Origin of the sequence: Komagataeibacter nataicola (assembly GCF_003207795.1) — a bacterium.
Taxonomy (GTDB): Bacteria; Pseudomonadota; Alphaproteobacteria; order Acetobacterales; family Acetobacteraceae; genus Komagataeibacter; species Komagataeibacter nataicola.
The window spans coordinates 1-13,909 of the sequence record NZ_NIRT01000014.1 but is presented as its reverse complement, the minus strand read 5'-3'; the positions used below and the strand labels follow the sequence as shown (position 1 = coordinate 13,909).

Annotated in this window: 12 protein-coding genes and 1 pseudogene; 9 read left to right on the top strand and 4 right to left on the bottom strand. The window is 63.6% G+C overall.

Annotated features, from left to right (window positions below):
* Positions 1 to 7 precede the first annotated feature (7 nt).
* The 5 genes from CDI09_RS09330 to ybaK all read left to right on the top strand — a co-directional run bounded on the left by CDI09_RS09330 (position 8) and on the right by ybaK (position 3,892).
* On the top strand, positions 8 to 415 hold the full coding sequence (locus tag CDI09_RS09330) for a phosphoribosyl-ATP pyrophosphatase (protein ID WP_078525832.1): 408 nt from the start codon (positions 8 to 10) through the stop codon (positions 413 to 415).
* Between the two features lie 175 nt (positions 416 to 590).
* Positions 591 to 1,115, top strand: coding sequence for a CvpA family protein (locus CDI09_RS09325; RefSeq protein WP_078525831.1), 525 nt, complete (start codon positions 591 to 593; stop codon positions 1,113 to 1,115).
* A gap of 52 nt (positions 1,116 to 1,167) precedes the next feature.
* Positions 1,168 to 2,682, top strand: a complete 1,515-nt coding sequence (purF, locus tag CDI09_RS09320; RefSeq protein WP_078525830.1) for an amidophosphoribosyltransferase — start codon at positions 1,168 to 1,170, stop codon at positions 2,680 to 2,682.
* Positions 2,679 to 3,419: an SDR family NAD(P)-dependent oxidoreductase gene (locus CDI09_RS09315; protein ID WP_078525829.1), complete on the top strand. Its 741-nt coding sequence runs from the start codon at positions 2,679 to 2,681 to the stop codon at positions 3,417 to 3,419. Before purF ends, CDI09_RS09315 begins: the two co-directional genes overlap by 4 nt.
* Positions 3,416 to 3,892, top strand: coding sequence for a Cys-tRNA(Pro) deacylase (ybaK, locus tag CDI09_RS09310; protein WP_078525828.1), 477 nt, complete (start codon positions 3,416 to 3,418; stop codon positions 3,890 to 3,892). Before CDI09_RS09315 ends, ybaK begins: the two co-directional genes overlap by 4 nt.
* 168 nt (positions 3,893 to 4,060) lie before the next feature.
* On the opposite strand, the gene CDI09_RS09305 is transcribed toward ybaK, so the two are convergent.
* Both CDI09_RS09305 and purD read right to left on the bottom strand, forming a co-directional pair.
* A complete protein-coding gene (locus tag CDI09_RS09305; RefSeq protein ID WP_078525827.1) occupies positions 4,061 to 5,446 on the bottom strand; it encodes an MFS transporter in 1,386 nt (461 codons plus the stop codon).
* Positions 5,447 to 5,657: 211 nt separating this feature from the next.
* Positions 5,658 to 6,953: a phosphoribosylamine--glycine ligase gene (gene purD / locus CDI09_RS09300; RefSeq protein WP_078525825.1), complete on the bottom strand. Its 1,296-nt coding sequence runs from the start codon at positions 6,951 to 6,953 to the stop codon at positions 5,658 to 5,660.
* A 66-nt stretch (positions 6,954 to 7,019) separates the two neighbouring features.
* Here purD and xseA point away from each other — a divergent pair, with 66 nt between their 5' ends.
* The 4 genes from xseA (at position 7,020) to CDI09_RS09280 (ending at position 10,459) form a co-directional block, all read left to right on the top strand.
* Entirely contained in the window at positions 7,020 to 8,480 is a 1,461-nt protein-coding gene (xseA, locus tag CDI09_RS09295) for an exodeoxyribonuclease VII large subunit (RefSeq protein ID WP_078525823.1), read from the top strand.
* 20 nt (positions 8,481 to 8,500) lie between these two features.
* Entirely contained in the window at positions 8,501 to 8,881 is a 381-nt protein-coding gene (locus CDI09_RS09290) for a BA14K family protein (RefSeq protein WP_205836585.1), read from the top strand.
* Between the two features lie 327 nt (positions 8,882 to 9,208).
* The gene (locus tag CDI09_RS09285) at positions 9,209 to 9,616 is read left to right on the top strand and encodes a helix-turn-helix domain-containing protein (protein ID WP_078525819.1); all 408 of its coding nucleotides are present in this window, start codon (positions 9,209 to 9,211) and stop codon (positions 9,614 to 9,616) included.
* 126 nt (positions 9,617 to 9,742) lie between these two features.
* Positions 9,743 to 10,459, top strand: a complete 717-nt coding sequence (locus CDI09_RS09280; RefSeq protein WP_078525817.1) for an OmpH family outer membrane protein — start codon at positions 9,743 to 9,745, stop codon at positions 10,457 to 10,459.
* A gap of 199 nt (positions 10,460 to 10,658) precedes the next feature.
* Here CDI09_RS09280 and CDI09_RS09275 read toward each other — a convergent pair whose 3' ends face one another.
* Positions 10,659 to 11,957 carry a nucleobase:cation symporter-2 family protein gene (locus tag CDI09_RS09275; RefSeq protein WP_236944446.1) on the bottom strand — a complete coding sequence of 433 codons (1,299 nt, stop codon included), beginning with the start codon at positions 11,955 to 11,957 and terminating at the stop codon, positions 10,659 to 10,661.
* 88 nt (positions 11,958 to 12,045) lie between these two features.
* Positions 12,046 to 13,827 (bottom strand): annotated as a pseudogene (locus CDI09_RS09270) (TonB-dependent receptor); the annotation flags it as partial.
* Positions 13,828 to 13,909: the final 82 nt, after the last annotated feature.

Genomic DNA, 13,909 nt, shown 5'->3' with positions numbered 1-13,909 from the left:
TTGCATTATGTTTCGCCCCCGCCACACGCCATCCAACCCTGCTGAAGCACCACGCGCCGACCACGCGCTCGGCCGCCTGCTGGCGCGGCTGCACAGCACCGCGCCACAGGCAGGGCAGGCCGACCGCGCCACACGCCACGGCGGTCGCGCCTTTACCTGTGCTGCCGAGCAATGCGTGATGGACCTCATGACCGAAGACCACGCGGGCCTGGTGGAACACAGCGCCGATGTGCTGACCCACCTGCTGGAGGTCTGGGTGGCGTCTGGCATCGACCCCGAGGATATCTGGACCGAGATCGACCGCCGCACCCGCATGGGCAACCTGCTGCTCGCACTCAACACGGCCGAGCGCACCTCCGTCCCCACCCGCGCGCGCAAACGGCCGTGGAAGATCCGCACCACCAAGCTGCCCTGAGCACCCCACCCCGCCCCGATTGCATGAAATCGCAACGAACCGTTTTTTGGCCTAGCCGGTAGGCCATGCGGGTGGCATAAGCTGGCCGCTGGCGGAACAGCAGGGAATGTCGCGATAAGATGGACCGGGTCCATGCCTGTTACGTGCCCGCGGGGCCTGCCCCGGCCCGGCACGCATGAACTGGATTGACATCACAGCCATCGCCATAGCCGCGCTGTCGGGGGTGGTGGGTATCGTTCGCGGCTTCTCGCGTGAGGTGCTTGGCCTTGCCGCCTGGGTCATGGCCACCATACTGGCCGTGGCATGGTACGGCGCGCTGCTGCCCTACGCCACACAATGGATCAGCAACCACACACTGGCCTCGCTGGCCTCGTTTGCGGTGCTGTTCCTGGCCCTTCTTGTCATTTTTACCACCACTGCCCATCTATCGGGTCGGGCGGTGCAGGGTTCCATCCTGTCAGGGCTGGACCGCGTGCTTGGCCTGCTGTTTGGCCTGGTGCGGGGCTATGTGTGCCTTGTGCTGATCTATGCGGGCATTACCGCCCTCGTGCCCGCGGATGAATGGCCCGAGGTGATGCGCACCAGCCGCATCATGCCCCTTATCGGCAACAGCGTGACATATCTTCACGCCCACGCGCCCGATAACTTCCCCGCGCATCTTGCGCAACCCGCCGGGACGCGGCATGACGCGCCCATCTGAACCTTATCGTCGGTCCCCGCCGCCCCCGTCCGTCAAGGAAAGATCGCCCACCATGTCCCGCACCAGCCTCCACACCACATCCGGTAACCCGCCCACGCAGCACGAGCGCGATGATATCGCCGCCCAGTGGCGCCATGATGATGACAAGCCGCATGAAGAATGTGGCGTCTTTGGCGTATGGAACACCAAGGATGCCTCCGCCCTGACCGCCCTTGGCCTGCATGCGCTCCAGCATCGCGGGCAGGAAGCCAGCGGCATCGTGTCCTATGATGGCGAGCGCTTCCACACCCACAAGGGGCTGGGGCTGGTGGGCGACGTGTTTGGCGATGCCCGCGTCATGGCCACCCTGCCCGGCAGGTGCGCGGTGGGTCACAACCGCTACGCCACCACGGGTGCGACGCTGATCCGCAACGTGCAGCCACTGTTTGCCGATTTCGAGTTCGGCGGCCTGGCCGTGGCCCATAACGGCAACCTGACCAATGCCGAGACCCTGCGCAAGGCGCTGGTGCGGCGGGGCTGCATCTTCCAGTCCACCACCGATAGCGAGGTGTTCATCCACCTCATCGCCATCTCGCTCTATGCCAACGTGGTTGACCGGCTGATCGACGCACTCAAGCAGGTGCTTGGCGCGTATTCCCTCATCGTGCTGTCGCGTGATGAACTGATCGGCGTGCGCGACCCGCTGGGCGTGCGCCCGCTGATCCTGGGCCGCATCCGCGAGGAAGACGGCACGGAAGGCGCATGGGTGCTGGCCAGCGAGACCTGCGCGCTCGACATCGTGGGCGCCGAGTTCGTGCGCGACGTGGAGCCGGGCGAGATCGTCATCATCAATGACGAGGGCATCCGCTCGGTGCGCCCGTTCAACAACACGCAGTCACGCTTCTGCGTGTTTGAATACATCTATTTCGCCCGCCCCGATTCGGTCATGGATGGCCGCGCGGTATATGACACGCGCAAGCAGATCGGCGTGGAACTCGCGCGTGAAAGCGCTGTCGAGGCCGACGTGATCGTGCCGGTGCCCGATTCAGGCGTGCCTTCGGCCATGGGCTTTGCCGCCGAGAGCGGCATTCCGTTCGAACTCGGCATCATCCGCAACCATTACGTGGGCCGCACCTTCATCGAGCCGACCGACCAGATCCGCAACCTTGGCGTCAAGATGAAGCATTCCACCAATCGCCCGGTGCTTGATGGCAAGCGCGTGGTGCTGGTCGATGACTCCATCGTGCGCGGCACCACCTCGCGCAAGATCGTGGACATGGTGCGCGCTGCCGGGGCGAAGGAAGTCCATATGCGCATCTCCTCGCCGCCCACCACGCATTCATGCTTCTATGGCATCGACACGCCCGAGCGCAGCCAGCTTCTCGCCGCCCAGCACAATGTTGAGGAAATGGCCAGGCTGATCGGCGTGGACAGTCTTGCCTTCATCTCGTTTGACGGGCTGTACCGCGCGCTGGGCTACAAGGACCGCAAGAGCGCGGCCAACCGCTACTGCGATGCCTGCTTTACCGGCGACTACCCGATCGAACTGGTGGATTACGAGGCCGAACACCACCCCGAACCCGCATGACCAGCCCCACTGCCATGACCGAAGGCCCGGTGGCGCTCGTTACCGGGGCCAGCCGGGGCATCGGGCAGGCGGTGGCCATTGCCCTGGCACAGGCGGGGATGCGCTGCATCCTGACCGCACGCACGCAGGGCGGGCTGGAACAGGCGGATGACCAGATCCGCCAGCACACGGCTCGCAGCGCCACCCTGCTGCCGCTTGACCTGACCGATGGCGAAAAGCTTGATACGCTCGGCCCCTCCATTGCGGCACAGTTCGGGCGGCTGGACTGCGTGGTGCACTGCGCGGGCACGCTGGGCGTGCTCTCGCCACTGGCGCACCTGCAACCCAGAGACTGGGAACGCGCGCTGCAAACCGGCCCGCTCACCACATGGCGGCTGATCCGCACCCTTGCCCCCCTGCTCGAGCGCGCGCCGGCCGGGCGCGCGGTGTTCCTGACCGACCAACATGCCCGCCAGCCCGCGCCCTTCTGGGGGCTGGTGGCGGCAACACGCGCGGCACAGGAAGCCATTGTAAACACATGGGTGCGCGAACTGCCCACAGGCAGCCCGCTGCGCATAAACCTGTTTGAACCCGGCCCCGTCGCCACCCGCCTGCGCAAACTGGCCATGCCCGCGCTCGACATGGCCAGCCTGCCCACGCCCAACGACATTGCGCCCCATATCGTACGGCTCTGCCAGTCTGGCCCCCAGCCGCAGGGCCGGTACATAACGCTCAACCTGCAGGAGCCCGTGGCATGAGCAGCAAGGCAACCCCGGGCGCTGCCGCCCTGCAGAAGGCGGGCATCGCCTTCGAGGTGGTGGAATATGAATACGACCCCACCGCCGGCCAGACCGGCAACCACGCAGCCACTGCCATAGGCGAGAACCCCGAGCGCGTGTTCAAGACGCTGATGGTGCTGGTGGATGGCAAGCCCGCCTGCGCGGTGGTGCCGGTGGCGGCCAGCCTGAGCATGAAAAAGGTTGCGGCGGCCTTTGGCGGCAAATCGGCCGAAATGATGCCGCCTGCCAACGCCGAGCGCAGCACGGGCTTCCGGGTGGGAGGCATCAGCCCGTTTGGCCAGCGCAGGCGCGTACGCACCGCCCTGGCGCGCGAGGCGCTGGCGCAGCCCTATGTCATCATCAACGGTGGCAAGCGCGGCTATCTGGTGCGCCTGAGCGCTGCTGATGCCATTGCCGCCACCAATGCGCTGACCGCCGACCTGCTGGTCTGACAGCCGAAAGTCTTCGGAGGCCGCTTTTTTTGAGAGGCTGTTTGAACAGTCAGGCTCAATAATATCCTGAAATTATAAAAGTTTTTGTTGAAGCTATTTCCAAAAAGCTTCAGAAGACGCCGCCTTTTTGAAAAAAGGCGACACCCAAAAACTGTTCTTATTTTTTTATCAACGCGTCGCAGGCCGCCAGATCAGGCGGCTGGCGCTGCACAGCACGCCAATCATGGCCACGACCGCGCCAAAGCCCAGGCAGTCCCGTTCCGCGTCATGCGCAATCAGGCCAAAGGCCATGGCCACGCACATCGCCCCGGTGGCCTGCCCGCACTGCCGCGCAATCTGCACCATGCCCGAGGCCCCGCCCGAGCGCCCCGGCGGGGCAGTCACCATCATCACCCGGTTGTTGGGCGGCTGGAAAATGCCAAACCCCATACCAGCCAGCATGATGCGCCAGGCAATGTTGAACCAGCCCGGATCAGGCGGCAGCAGGTAAAGGGCGAGAAACCCCATCGAGGTCATGAACAGCCCCACCGAGGACAGGATGGCCGCAGGCACCCTGTCGCTCAGGCGGCTGATGACCGGCGAGACCGCCATGATGCCCACCGGCCACGGCGTCATGAGCAGGCCCACGGTTGCGGGCGGATAATGGAACATCGACTGCAGCGTGAACGGAAACGAGATCATGAACAGGTTGGAGGCGATAAAGGCCACGAACCCCACCAGCGTGCCGATGCGAAAGGCGGGAATACGCAGCATGTCGATGGGGAACATGGGGTGAGTCTGCCCGCGCTGGCGGCGCACCAGCAGCACGCCCGCCGCAACACCCGCCACCACCAGGGCCACCACCTGCGCCGCCCCTGCGTGATGGGCCACGGAATCACCGGCCATGATAAGCGCGCCAAACGCCACCACGTTCAGCACGGCGCTCACGCCATCAAACGAGCCGGGATTGACCGGCGTGCGCGGCAGCGACACCAGCGCCAGCACCAGTGCCGTCACCCCGAGCGGAATGTTGATGAGAAACAGCCACGGCCATGTGGCAAATGACAGGATGATCGACGCCACGGTCGGGCCGCCGCCCACGCCAAGGGCCACCATCAGCCCGTTGAGCGCAATGCCGCGCCCGATGATGGCATGCGGGTAGATGAAGCGGATCAGCGCGATGCTGACACTCATGATGCACGCGCCGCCCACGCCCTGCACCGCGCGCGCCAGCGAGAGCATGAGCAATGAGTGCGACATGGCGCAGAACAGCGAGGCCACGGTCAGCAGCGCCAGCCCGATCTGGCACAGTCTTGCAAAGCCGATGCGCGTGCCCAGGGCCGCCATGGGCAGCAGCGAGACCACGCTGGCCAGCTGGTAGGCATTGACGATCCAGACCGACGAGGCGGGCGAGACATGAATATCCGCCGCAATCGTGGGCAGCGCCACGTTGGCGATGGCGTAATCCAGCAGGGCGAGCAGCACCGCAAGGGCAATGGCGGTCACGGCACGCACGCGGGCTGCGCCATGCAGGCCTTCGCCTTCGGTCAGGACAGGTTTTGATTGGGGGGGCATGGCAGGGGCTTTTCGGGCGGAAAGGAAAATGTTCTGTTGTGTAAACGATATCCGGATCCGCCCTGTCCATCAATCCGCCTGGGGCAGAAGGCAGCCTGAAAAACCCGTCCATTCAACAGCGTGCAAATCATGGAGACGTTTGAGGCGAAGCTTTTTTCAAAAAGCTTCGAAAGATGCCGCCTTTTTGAAAAAACACGGCACCCGGAAACTTTTATTGCTCCCCAATTTTTTCCTGCGCCGCAAGCGCACGCTGGCCAATATCGTGGCGGTAGATGCCATCGGGCCAGTCGATCAGCCCCACGGCCTCATAGGCCCGCGTGCACGCCTGCGCCAGCGTATCACCCGTGGCGCACACGGCCAGCACGCGCCCGCCAGCAGCCACGATCTCGCCCGCGTCATTGCCCTTCGTGCCCGCCTGGAACACATGCACGCCCGGCAGGGCTTGCGCCGCCGCAAGGTTACGGATCACCCCGCCGGTCACAGGCCTGCCGGGATAACCCTTCGCCGCCATGATGACGCTGATGGAGGACTGGCCGGAAAAACGGATATCCGTGCCAGCCAGATCACCCTTCGCCACGGCGGCAAGGGCGGCGAGCAGGTCGCTTTCCAGCCGGATCAGCAGGGCTTCGGCTTCCGGGTCGCCAAAGCGGACGTTGTATTCGATCAGCTGCGGGCCATCACCCGTGAGCATCAGGCCAGCAAAGATGATGCCGGTGAACGGCGTGCCGCGCCGCGCCATCTCGCGCAGCATGGGGCGCACCAGCACATCAAGGGCGGCTTCCTGCTCCGCGCGGCCAAAGCCGGTGGGCGGCGAAACCGCGCCCATGCCGCCGGTATTGGGGCCGGTATCACCATCGCCAATGCGCTTGTGGTCCTGTGCCGCGCCGATCAGCACCGCCGTCTCGCCCGCGCAGAAGGCGAACAGCGAAACCTCATCACCCACAAGGCAGTCCTCGATCACCACGCTATGGCCTGCCTGGCCGAGCGTGCCGTCGGTCATCATGTCGGTAATGGCCTGTTCGGCCTCGGCAACACTCTGCGCCACGACCACGCCCTTGCCAGCCGCCAGACCATCCGCCTTGACCACAACCGGCGCACCGTGGCGGCGCACGTAGTCCAGCGCAGGAGCAGCAGCATCGAAGCGTTCCCACCGCGCGGTGGGAATGTTTGCCGCATCACACACTTCCTTGGTGAAGGTCTTGCTGCCTTCAAGGGCGGCGGCGGCCTGCGTGGGGCCTGCACACGCAATGCCCGCCGCCTTGCACGCATCGGCCAGGCCCGCCACCAGGGGCGCTTCGGGGCCGGGCACCACAAGGTCGATGCGCTCTTGCTGCGCCAGGGCGATCAGGCCCGCCACGTCATCGGCTTTCACGGCGCGGTTCGTGCCCAGCGCCGCGGTGCCGGGGTTGCCCGGCGCGATGAACAGGGCCTCAAGTCGCGGCGAGCGCGCAATGGCAGCGGCCATGGCATGTTCCCGTCCGCCTGATCCAACCAGCAGCACCCGCATCACTTGTTTCTCCCGTTTTTCATCTCTGCCCTTTCGGGGTGGCCGTCTCTATCATACCTTGTGCGGATGGTTGAACAGTTTCCCGACTCCGGCCGCGCCATGGGCGGCAATACGCCTGAATTTTCGGTGGCCGAGATTTCAGGCGCCATCCGCCGCGTGCTCGAGGGCACGTTTGGCCGCATCCGCGTGCGCGGCGAAATTACCGAATTCAAGCGCTACCCTTCGGGCCACCTGTATTTCTCTCTCAAGGATGAGGGCGGCAAGCTTTCCTCGGTGGTGTGGCGCGGCACGGTATCGCGGCTGGGGCTGAAGCCGGAGAACGGGGTGGAAGTCATCGCCACAGGCAAGATCTCGTCCTATGGCGAGCGCTCGTCGTACCAGATGGTGATCGACCGGCTGGAATATGCAGGCGAGGGCGCGCTGCTGGCCCGGATCGAACGTCTGCGCCTGCGTCTGGCGCAGGAGGGACTGTTTGACGCCGAACGCAAGCGCGCCCTGCCCTTCCTGCCGCGCCTGATCGGGGTCGTGACATCGGCGCAGGGTGCTGTGCTGCATGATATCCGCACAACCATCGCGCGGCGCTTTCCCCTGCCGGTTCTGGTCTGGCCGGTGCCGGTGCAGGGCGAGGGCGCTGCCGAGCGCATTGCCCAGGCCATTGCGGGCTTTGATGCCATTGGCCCCCGGAGCGGCGTGCCCCGGCCCGATGTGCTGATCGTGGCGCGTGGTGGTGGCTCGCTGGAAGACCTGATGGCCTTCAATGATGAAGAGGTGCTGCGCGCCGTGGCCGCGTGCCGCATTCCGGTCATTTCCGCCGTGGGGCACGAGACCGACACCACGCTGATCGACTTCGTGTCCGACCAGCGCGCCCCCACGCCCACGGCGGCCGCCGAGATGGCCGTGCCCGTGCGCGCCGAGCTTGAGGCGGGTCTGGCCCAGCGCGCGGCCCGGCTGCGCAGCGGGCTGGAACGCGGCCTGCAACTGGCACGCGCCCGGCTGGACAGGGCGGCAGCGGGCCTGCCCGATCTGCCTGCCGTGGTGGAAAACGCCCGCCGCAGGCTGGATGACCGCGCCTATCGCCTCGACCTGGCCCTGCCCGCCCGCCTGAGCCGCCTGCGTGACCGCGTGCAGGGCGCCTCTGACCGGCTGCCCACGCCCCATATGATCCTTGCCCTGCGCCGCGCGGAACTCGACCGCGTGGGCACTGCCTGCCAGCAGGCCATGAGCAGCCTGCTGCACCGGCAGGCTGCCACCCTTGGCCGCCTGCGTGTGCCGCCCGCCGTGCTGGTGGCACAGTTGCGGGCCAGCAAGAGCGTACTGGCCGGCGCCGCGGGCCAGCTTGAATCCCTCTCGCCCCAGGCGGTGCTGGAACGGGGCTACGTGCTGGTGACCGACCGCGCGGGCAGGCCTCTGGCGCAGGCGGCGCAGGCGCGTGCCGTGCCCGAGGTCATCATGACCTTTGCCGATGGCAAGGTCGCGGCCCGCCCCCTTGAAGTTTCTCCCGGCCCGCAGGGGCGGCTGGATCTGTAATGCACATACGGGCACATCACATGACCTTACGCTCACGCTTCTGCGCCACGATGGCGGTCCTGCTGCTCGGCGCCTGCACGCATGACGCGCCCCACACGCCCGCCCCCCGGACAGCGGCCCGGCCCGCGGCAACACCGGGCCGCATCCCGCCGCAGGACTTCGCGCCCGGCCTGACGGGCGAGGAAAGCGCGCCACCCGCAAGCGCCACCCTGACCAATGACCCTTCCGCCCCGGCCGATACGCCACTATGTGGCCATGCAGCCCGGGAGGCCAATGCCATGAGCGCCACCATCCACCCCGAGGTCACACCCACCGCCAGCACCTGCGCGGCCAATGCCTGCTTCGATGCCCAGACCGGCACCTACATCGCCGCCGATGGCAGCCGCCGGGTCTGCCGTTAAGGAAGTCTTTGAAAGCAGGTTACTGATAAAAAAGAAGAAAAGGTTCCGGGTGCTGCCTTTTTCTAAAAAAGCGACGTTTTCCGAAGGCGTTTTGAAAAAAGCTTCACCAGAAACTTCTATAATTTCAGCCTGCTGGTGGGGCTGACTTTTGAGGCAGCCCCACAAAACTGATCCACAGGAACATGCTGCATGGGTCATATGTTCAGGATGGGCAGGCCCGCGCCACATTCCCATTGACTCGGCCGGAAGGGATGGTCGAGTTTCAGGGGCATCATGACCCTGCCCCCCTCGTCCGGTCCCATAGGTGAGCAACAGGCGACGGTCCACATGTTTCCCCTCAAGCGCATGCTCTCGATGCGCGAGGCGGCGGAATATGTTGGCATCACGCCGCGCAGGTTCCGCAGCCTCAGGCTGGTGGGGGCAGGCCCGCATGCGGCCATGCGTCATGGCCGCAAGGCGATGTTCCGCACCGAAGACCTTGATGAATACGTGGATGGCCTGTACCGCCGGGCCAATATCTCCCACACCGAGCAGGCCCGCCAGCGCACCGAATGGCGCGGCAGGCTCGCGGCCCTGCCCGATGAGGCACGCGCCCGGCTGTCCGATTCCTTCATGCAGATCGTAACGCGGGATGAATTGCTGGAAAAAGGAGCCAACCGGGGCTTCCGGGTGCTGTTCCTTGGCGGGCTGTGCCTCATTTTCCTGTCACACACGCCCCTGATCTGGCGGCTATAGGGGTATCGGTCCGCCATTTCGTGCCAAAGGCGCTTTTTTTGCCTGTGCGGGGATGTTCTTTCGCCATACGATCCGCTACGCAGAAACCACGATAGCGGAACAATAATGGATCGGATAATGACAGGTATGCGGAGCAGCATTATGGCCCCGACCGGACACGCCCGCCTGCGTGGCGCGCTTTGTGGGCTGGCTATTGCCCTGACCCCGGCCCTTGCCATGGCGCAGGACGCCGGCGGCCAGCAGCAGAACCCCATTCTGCCCATGCCACCCGTGCCGGAATTCAAGCCCCTGCCTGCCGGCACGAAGCCTGCGGCGCCTGTTATCGGCATTTTCAACACCCAGCAGATCATGGCGCAGTCCACCGCCGTGCAGAAGCTGCAGACCGAGTTGAGCAACCGCCGTGAAGCGCTGGTCAAGGACGTGCGCGCCGAGGATACGCAGCTGCAGGCGCTGCGCCAGTCCATCATCAAGGCGGGCAAGGCCCCCACGCCCGAGCAGCAGCAGGACCTGCAGAAGCGCGTGATGGCCGACCGCACCAAGTTCGGCAACCGCAACCGCATTCTTGAAGAAGACGCGCAGGTCGCCCTGAATCAGGTGCAGCGTGAAATGCAGCAGATTGTCAGCGCCATCGCCGCCGCGCGTGGCATGAACATGGTGCTGCAGGCCGGCACGGCTGCCCTGCATGACAACAGCCTCGATATCAGCGACCAGGTCGTGACCTACCTTAACCAGGCGCTGCCCACCGTGTACCTGCCTGGCCCGACGGAAGACCCCGAGGAAATCGCCAAGAGCGGCAAATACCCTGTCATGCCGTTCCAGCCTGCTGATAACGGCGGCGAATAACACCCCAGGGGCCTGGCGCTCCTGGAGCAGATCGTGATTAGGTGGACTCACCTAATCACGTGAAGACGCTCTGAAAAGAACAGATGAGAGCAATTCATTTGATTCTGTCTAATGACAGATTGCTCTAACAATAAAATTTCTTGGGTGAAGCCTTTTTTGAAAAAAGCTTCACCAGAAACTTTTATTACTTTGTCATCAATCAGTTACGACCCCGCCCCACCAGCAGGTTGAGCGCCACGCCGGACAGGATGCACAGCAGCACCCCGTTGCCCAGCAACAGCCGCGCCAGCCCGTTCATATGGGTAAACAGGTCCGGGCAGGCCATGGGCAACACGCCCAGACCAAGTGATACGGCGGCAATCAGCCCGTTGCGCGTGCCCTCAAAGCGCACATGCAGCAGTTCGCGTATGCCCCCAACCGTGGTCATGCCGAACATGACCAGCCCGCAGCCCCCCAGCACGGGGGCAGGCAGGGCGGCAATCAAGGCCCCCAGCTTGGGAAACAGCCCCAGCCCGATCATGACCACGCCCGCCGCCGCCACCACATAGCGGCTGCGGATATCGGTTATGGCGATCAGCCCGGTATTCTGGGTAAAGGCATTGTAGGGAAAGCTGTTGAACGCCCCGCCCAGCATGGTGGACAGGCCATCGGCCCGCAGCGCGCCCGCTATGGTTACGTCATTGACCGGCACATCCACCACACGGCCAATGGCCAGGCAGTTGCCGGTTGTTTCCGCCACGATGATGACCATGCTCAGCAACATGATGAAGACCGGCATGGCATGGAACTCGGGCAGGCCAAAGGCAAAGGGCGTGCTGATGGCGAACCACGGCGCATCAACCACCATGCCGTAATGCCCCATGCCGCACAGGGCCGCGATCACGCTGCCCGCCACCAGCCCCACCAGCACACTGATATTGGACCAGAACCCCCGGCCCCAGGCCTGAATGCCCACCGTGATGACAATGGTGGTGAAAGCAAGCAGCAGGTTGGCCACGCTGCCAAACCCCGGCGCACCGGGCGTGCCGCCGCCAATCCACCGCCCCGCCACGGGAATGAGCGTCAGCCCGATGATGATGATGAGACAGCCAATGACCACGGGCGGGAAAAAGCGCATGAGCCGCGCCATGACCGGCGCCAGCACCACCATGGCCACCCCCGCGCCGATCACCGCGCCAAACACCGAGCGCACGCCATAGATCTGCCCGATGAGCAGCATGGACGCCAGCATGGCAAACGATGACCCCTGAACGATGGGCAGGCGCGAACCGAATTTCCACACCCCCACGCTCTGTATGATCGTGGCGATGCCCGATGTCATCAGCCCGCAATTGATCAGCATGACCGTCTGCGGACCAGACAGGTGCATGGCGGCGGCAAAGACCAGCGGCACCGCCACGGTACCCGCGTACATGACCAGTGCATGTTGCAGCCCGAAGGCAAACAGCATGCCCATGGGCAGCATTTCATCAACCGGATGGGTTTTCTGTGCTGTCACACGTCCTCTCCACTTGTTGGTACACGCCTGCACAAGAAGAACCCCGCCTTCTGGTAAAGGAGGCGGGGTCCGGCAGACGTAAGGAAGATCAGAAGGAAGTGGAGACAGAGCCCGTCATGGTGAAGCGCGGTTCGACCATGAAGGAGTTGCCATTGGCATAACGACCCAGTGGCGATGAGGCACCATAGTAAACCGGATACCCACCCTGCGTGCCTGCGTGATAGATCGCACCCATCGCACCCGTGCGCACGATCGAGCCAGTCAGGTTGCTGAAGTTCAGCTTGAAGGTCGGCGACTTGGCATACATGAAGGGCTTGAAGTGATAGCCTAGCGACAGCGTGTCGGTCACATAACCCGGCATGCGCTCGCTGTTATCCAGTGCGACCGACTGCGGGCCGGTGTAATGCACGGCGGCATTGGCAAAGAAGCCCTTGTACTTATACGTCAGGCCAAAATTGGCCATGATGCGCGGCGCCATGATGGCCTGCTGCCCCTTGGCGGCATAGGGGGTGTTAGTCGTGGGGTCCGTAACGTTGGAATCCTGCGTCGCGTGCAGGTATTCAAATGACGCGTAAGGGCTGAACCCGTGAATCGGGCGGCTTGCGATCATGGCGTCAAAGCCGCGCATGGTCTGGTTGCCACCTTCGATCGGCATGAACTGATTGGCGCCAATATAGGTGCTCAGAATACGATTGGTCACGTTGTAGTGGAACAGCGACAGGTCAAACATGACGTATTTGTCGTGATACCGGTAGCCCAGTTCTTCCTTGATGGAATACTGGTTCTTCAGCATCTTCTGGTTACTACCCGGCGTCAGCCAGCCGAGATCGTTGGCTGAAGGCTCACGGTAGTCACCCTCGGCATTTACATAGATCTGGTGGTGGTTGTTGAAGGTGTAACCGATGGAAAGCTGCGGCAGGGGTTCGGTCGTGTTCGCCCCCATGCGGCCCACGCTCGCACCGGGTGAAAGGTTCTTGCCATAGGTCCAGTTGCTGGCAGCCGAATTCCAGCCCTTGTCCCACGCATCGGACATGACAAACTTGAAGCCCGCATGGATCTGCAGCTTGTCATTAAAGTATTTTGCGGTGTCCTGAATGAAAAGCGCATGCAGTTCGTAACCCGCATTCACGCCCGATACGCCAAAGGTCTCGTTGGAATAGGTGTTCTGATACGCGGCTGCGTTGGGGCTTGGCGTCGAGCCATTGGCCATGGTGTAGCTTAACGGATAGGACTGGATCGTCTGGTTGTTTTCATACCAGTAGCCAAACGAGACATGGTTGTGCCTGTCGACATCATAGCCCAGCTTGGCAACGACGCCGACCTGGCGGGCCTCGTTCTCCAAGAAGAAATTCGTATAGTTACGACCTTCGGCGGGAGAATAATTCATGCCATATGCCGTATTGTTACCCGGTGAGGCATCCCAGCCCTGACCAAAGCTGAAATAGGACTGGAGGTCGAACGTGAATTTGGCAGGCAGCACCACATGGACCGGCGCTGTCAGGAAGATCTGGTTCCAGTGGTCGTTATTGTTCTTCCAGTAGTTGTCGCTGGTGGGATCGGAGTTGCGGCCATAACCTTCGCCCGTGCGCTTGTAGTTTTCAAACGCAGTGCTGTCGGGGTAGGCATCGATGGTGAAATCCTCGGAGTTCCACGACACGAACAGCTTGGCGTTGGAGCCGTTGTTCCAGTCCTTCTGCAGGCCGAAATCGATATGCTTGCGCTGGTTGATGCCCGAACCCATCCATGAGCGTGAATGCGTGTTGGAGAACGAGAAATAGCTGCGCACGCCGGTATGGCCGATCTCGCCCGAATCCAGCCGGATAAACTCGCGCGACATGTTGTTCGTGCCGTACGAGATGGGGTGGTTGCCGTCCTCCCCGCACGGCATCGCAATGTGCCAGAATGGTCGTTGGAAGAAACGACTGCGCGAAAGGACGGCAGATGAAGGATAC

Excerpts from the sequence above, each read along its gene's own strand:
- CDI09_RS09330 (WP_078525832.1), top strand. The coding sequence starts at position 8 with ATGTTTCGCCCCCGCCACACGCCATCCAACCCTGCTGAAGCACCACGC.
- CDI09_RS09325 (WP_078525831.1), top strand. The coding sequence starts at position 591 with ATGAACTGGATTGACATCACAGCCATCGCCATAGCCGCGCTGTCGGGG.
- purF (WP_078525830.1), top strand. The coding sequence starts at position 1,168 with ATGTCCCGCACCAGCCTCCACACCACATCCGGTAACCCGCCCACGCAG.
- CDI09_RS09315 (WP_078525829.1), top strand. The coding sequence starts at position 2,679 with ATGACCAGCCCCACTGCCATGACCGAAGGCCCGGTGGCGCTCGTTACC.
- ybaK (WP_078525828.1), top strand. The coding sequence starts at position 3,416 with ATGAGCAGCAAGGCAACCCCGGGCGCTGCCGCCCTGCAGAAGGCGGGC.
- CDI09_RS09305 (WP_078525827.1), bottom strand. The coding sequence starts at position 5,446 with ATGCCCCCCCAATCAAAACCTGTCCTGACCGAAGGCGAAGGCCTGCAT.
- purD (WP_078525825.1), bottom strand. The coding sequence starts at position 6,953 with ATGCGGGTGCTGCTGGTTGGATCAGGCGGACGGGAACATGCCATGGCC.
- xseA (WP_078525823.1), top strand. The coding sequence starts at position 7,020 with ATGGTTGAACAGTTTCCCGACTCCGGCCGCGCCATGGGCGGCAATACG.
- CDI09_RS09290 (WP_205836585.1), top strand. The coding sequence starts at position 8,501 with ATGACCTTACGCTCACGCTTCTGCGCCACGATGGCGGTCCTGCTGCTC.
- CDI09_RS09285 (WP_078525819.1), top strand. The coding sequence starts at position 9,209 with ATGTTTCCCCTCAAGCGCATGCTCTCGATGCGCGAGGCGGCGGAATAT.
- CDI09_RS09280 (WP_078525817.1), top strand. The coding sequence starts at position 9,743 with ATGCGGAGCAGCATTATGGCCCCGACCGGACACGCCCGCCTGCGTGGC.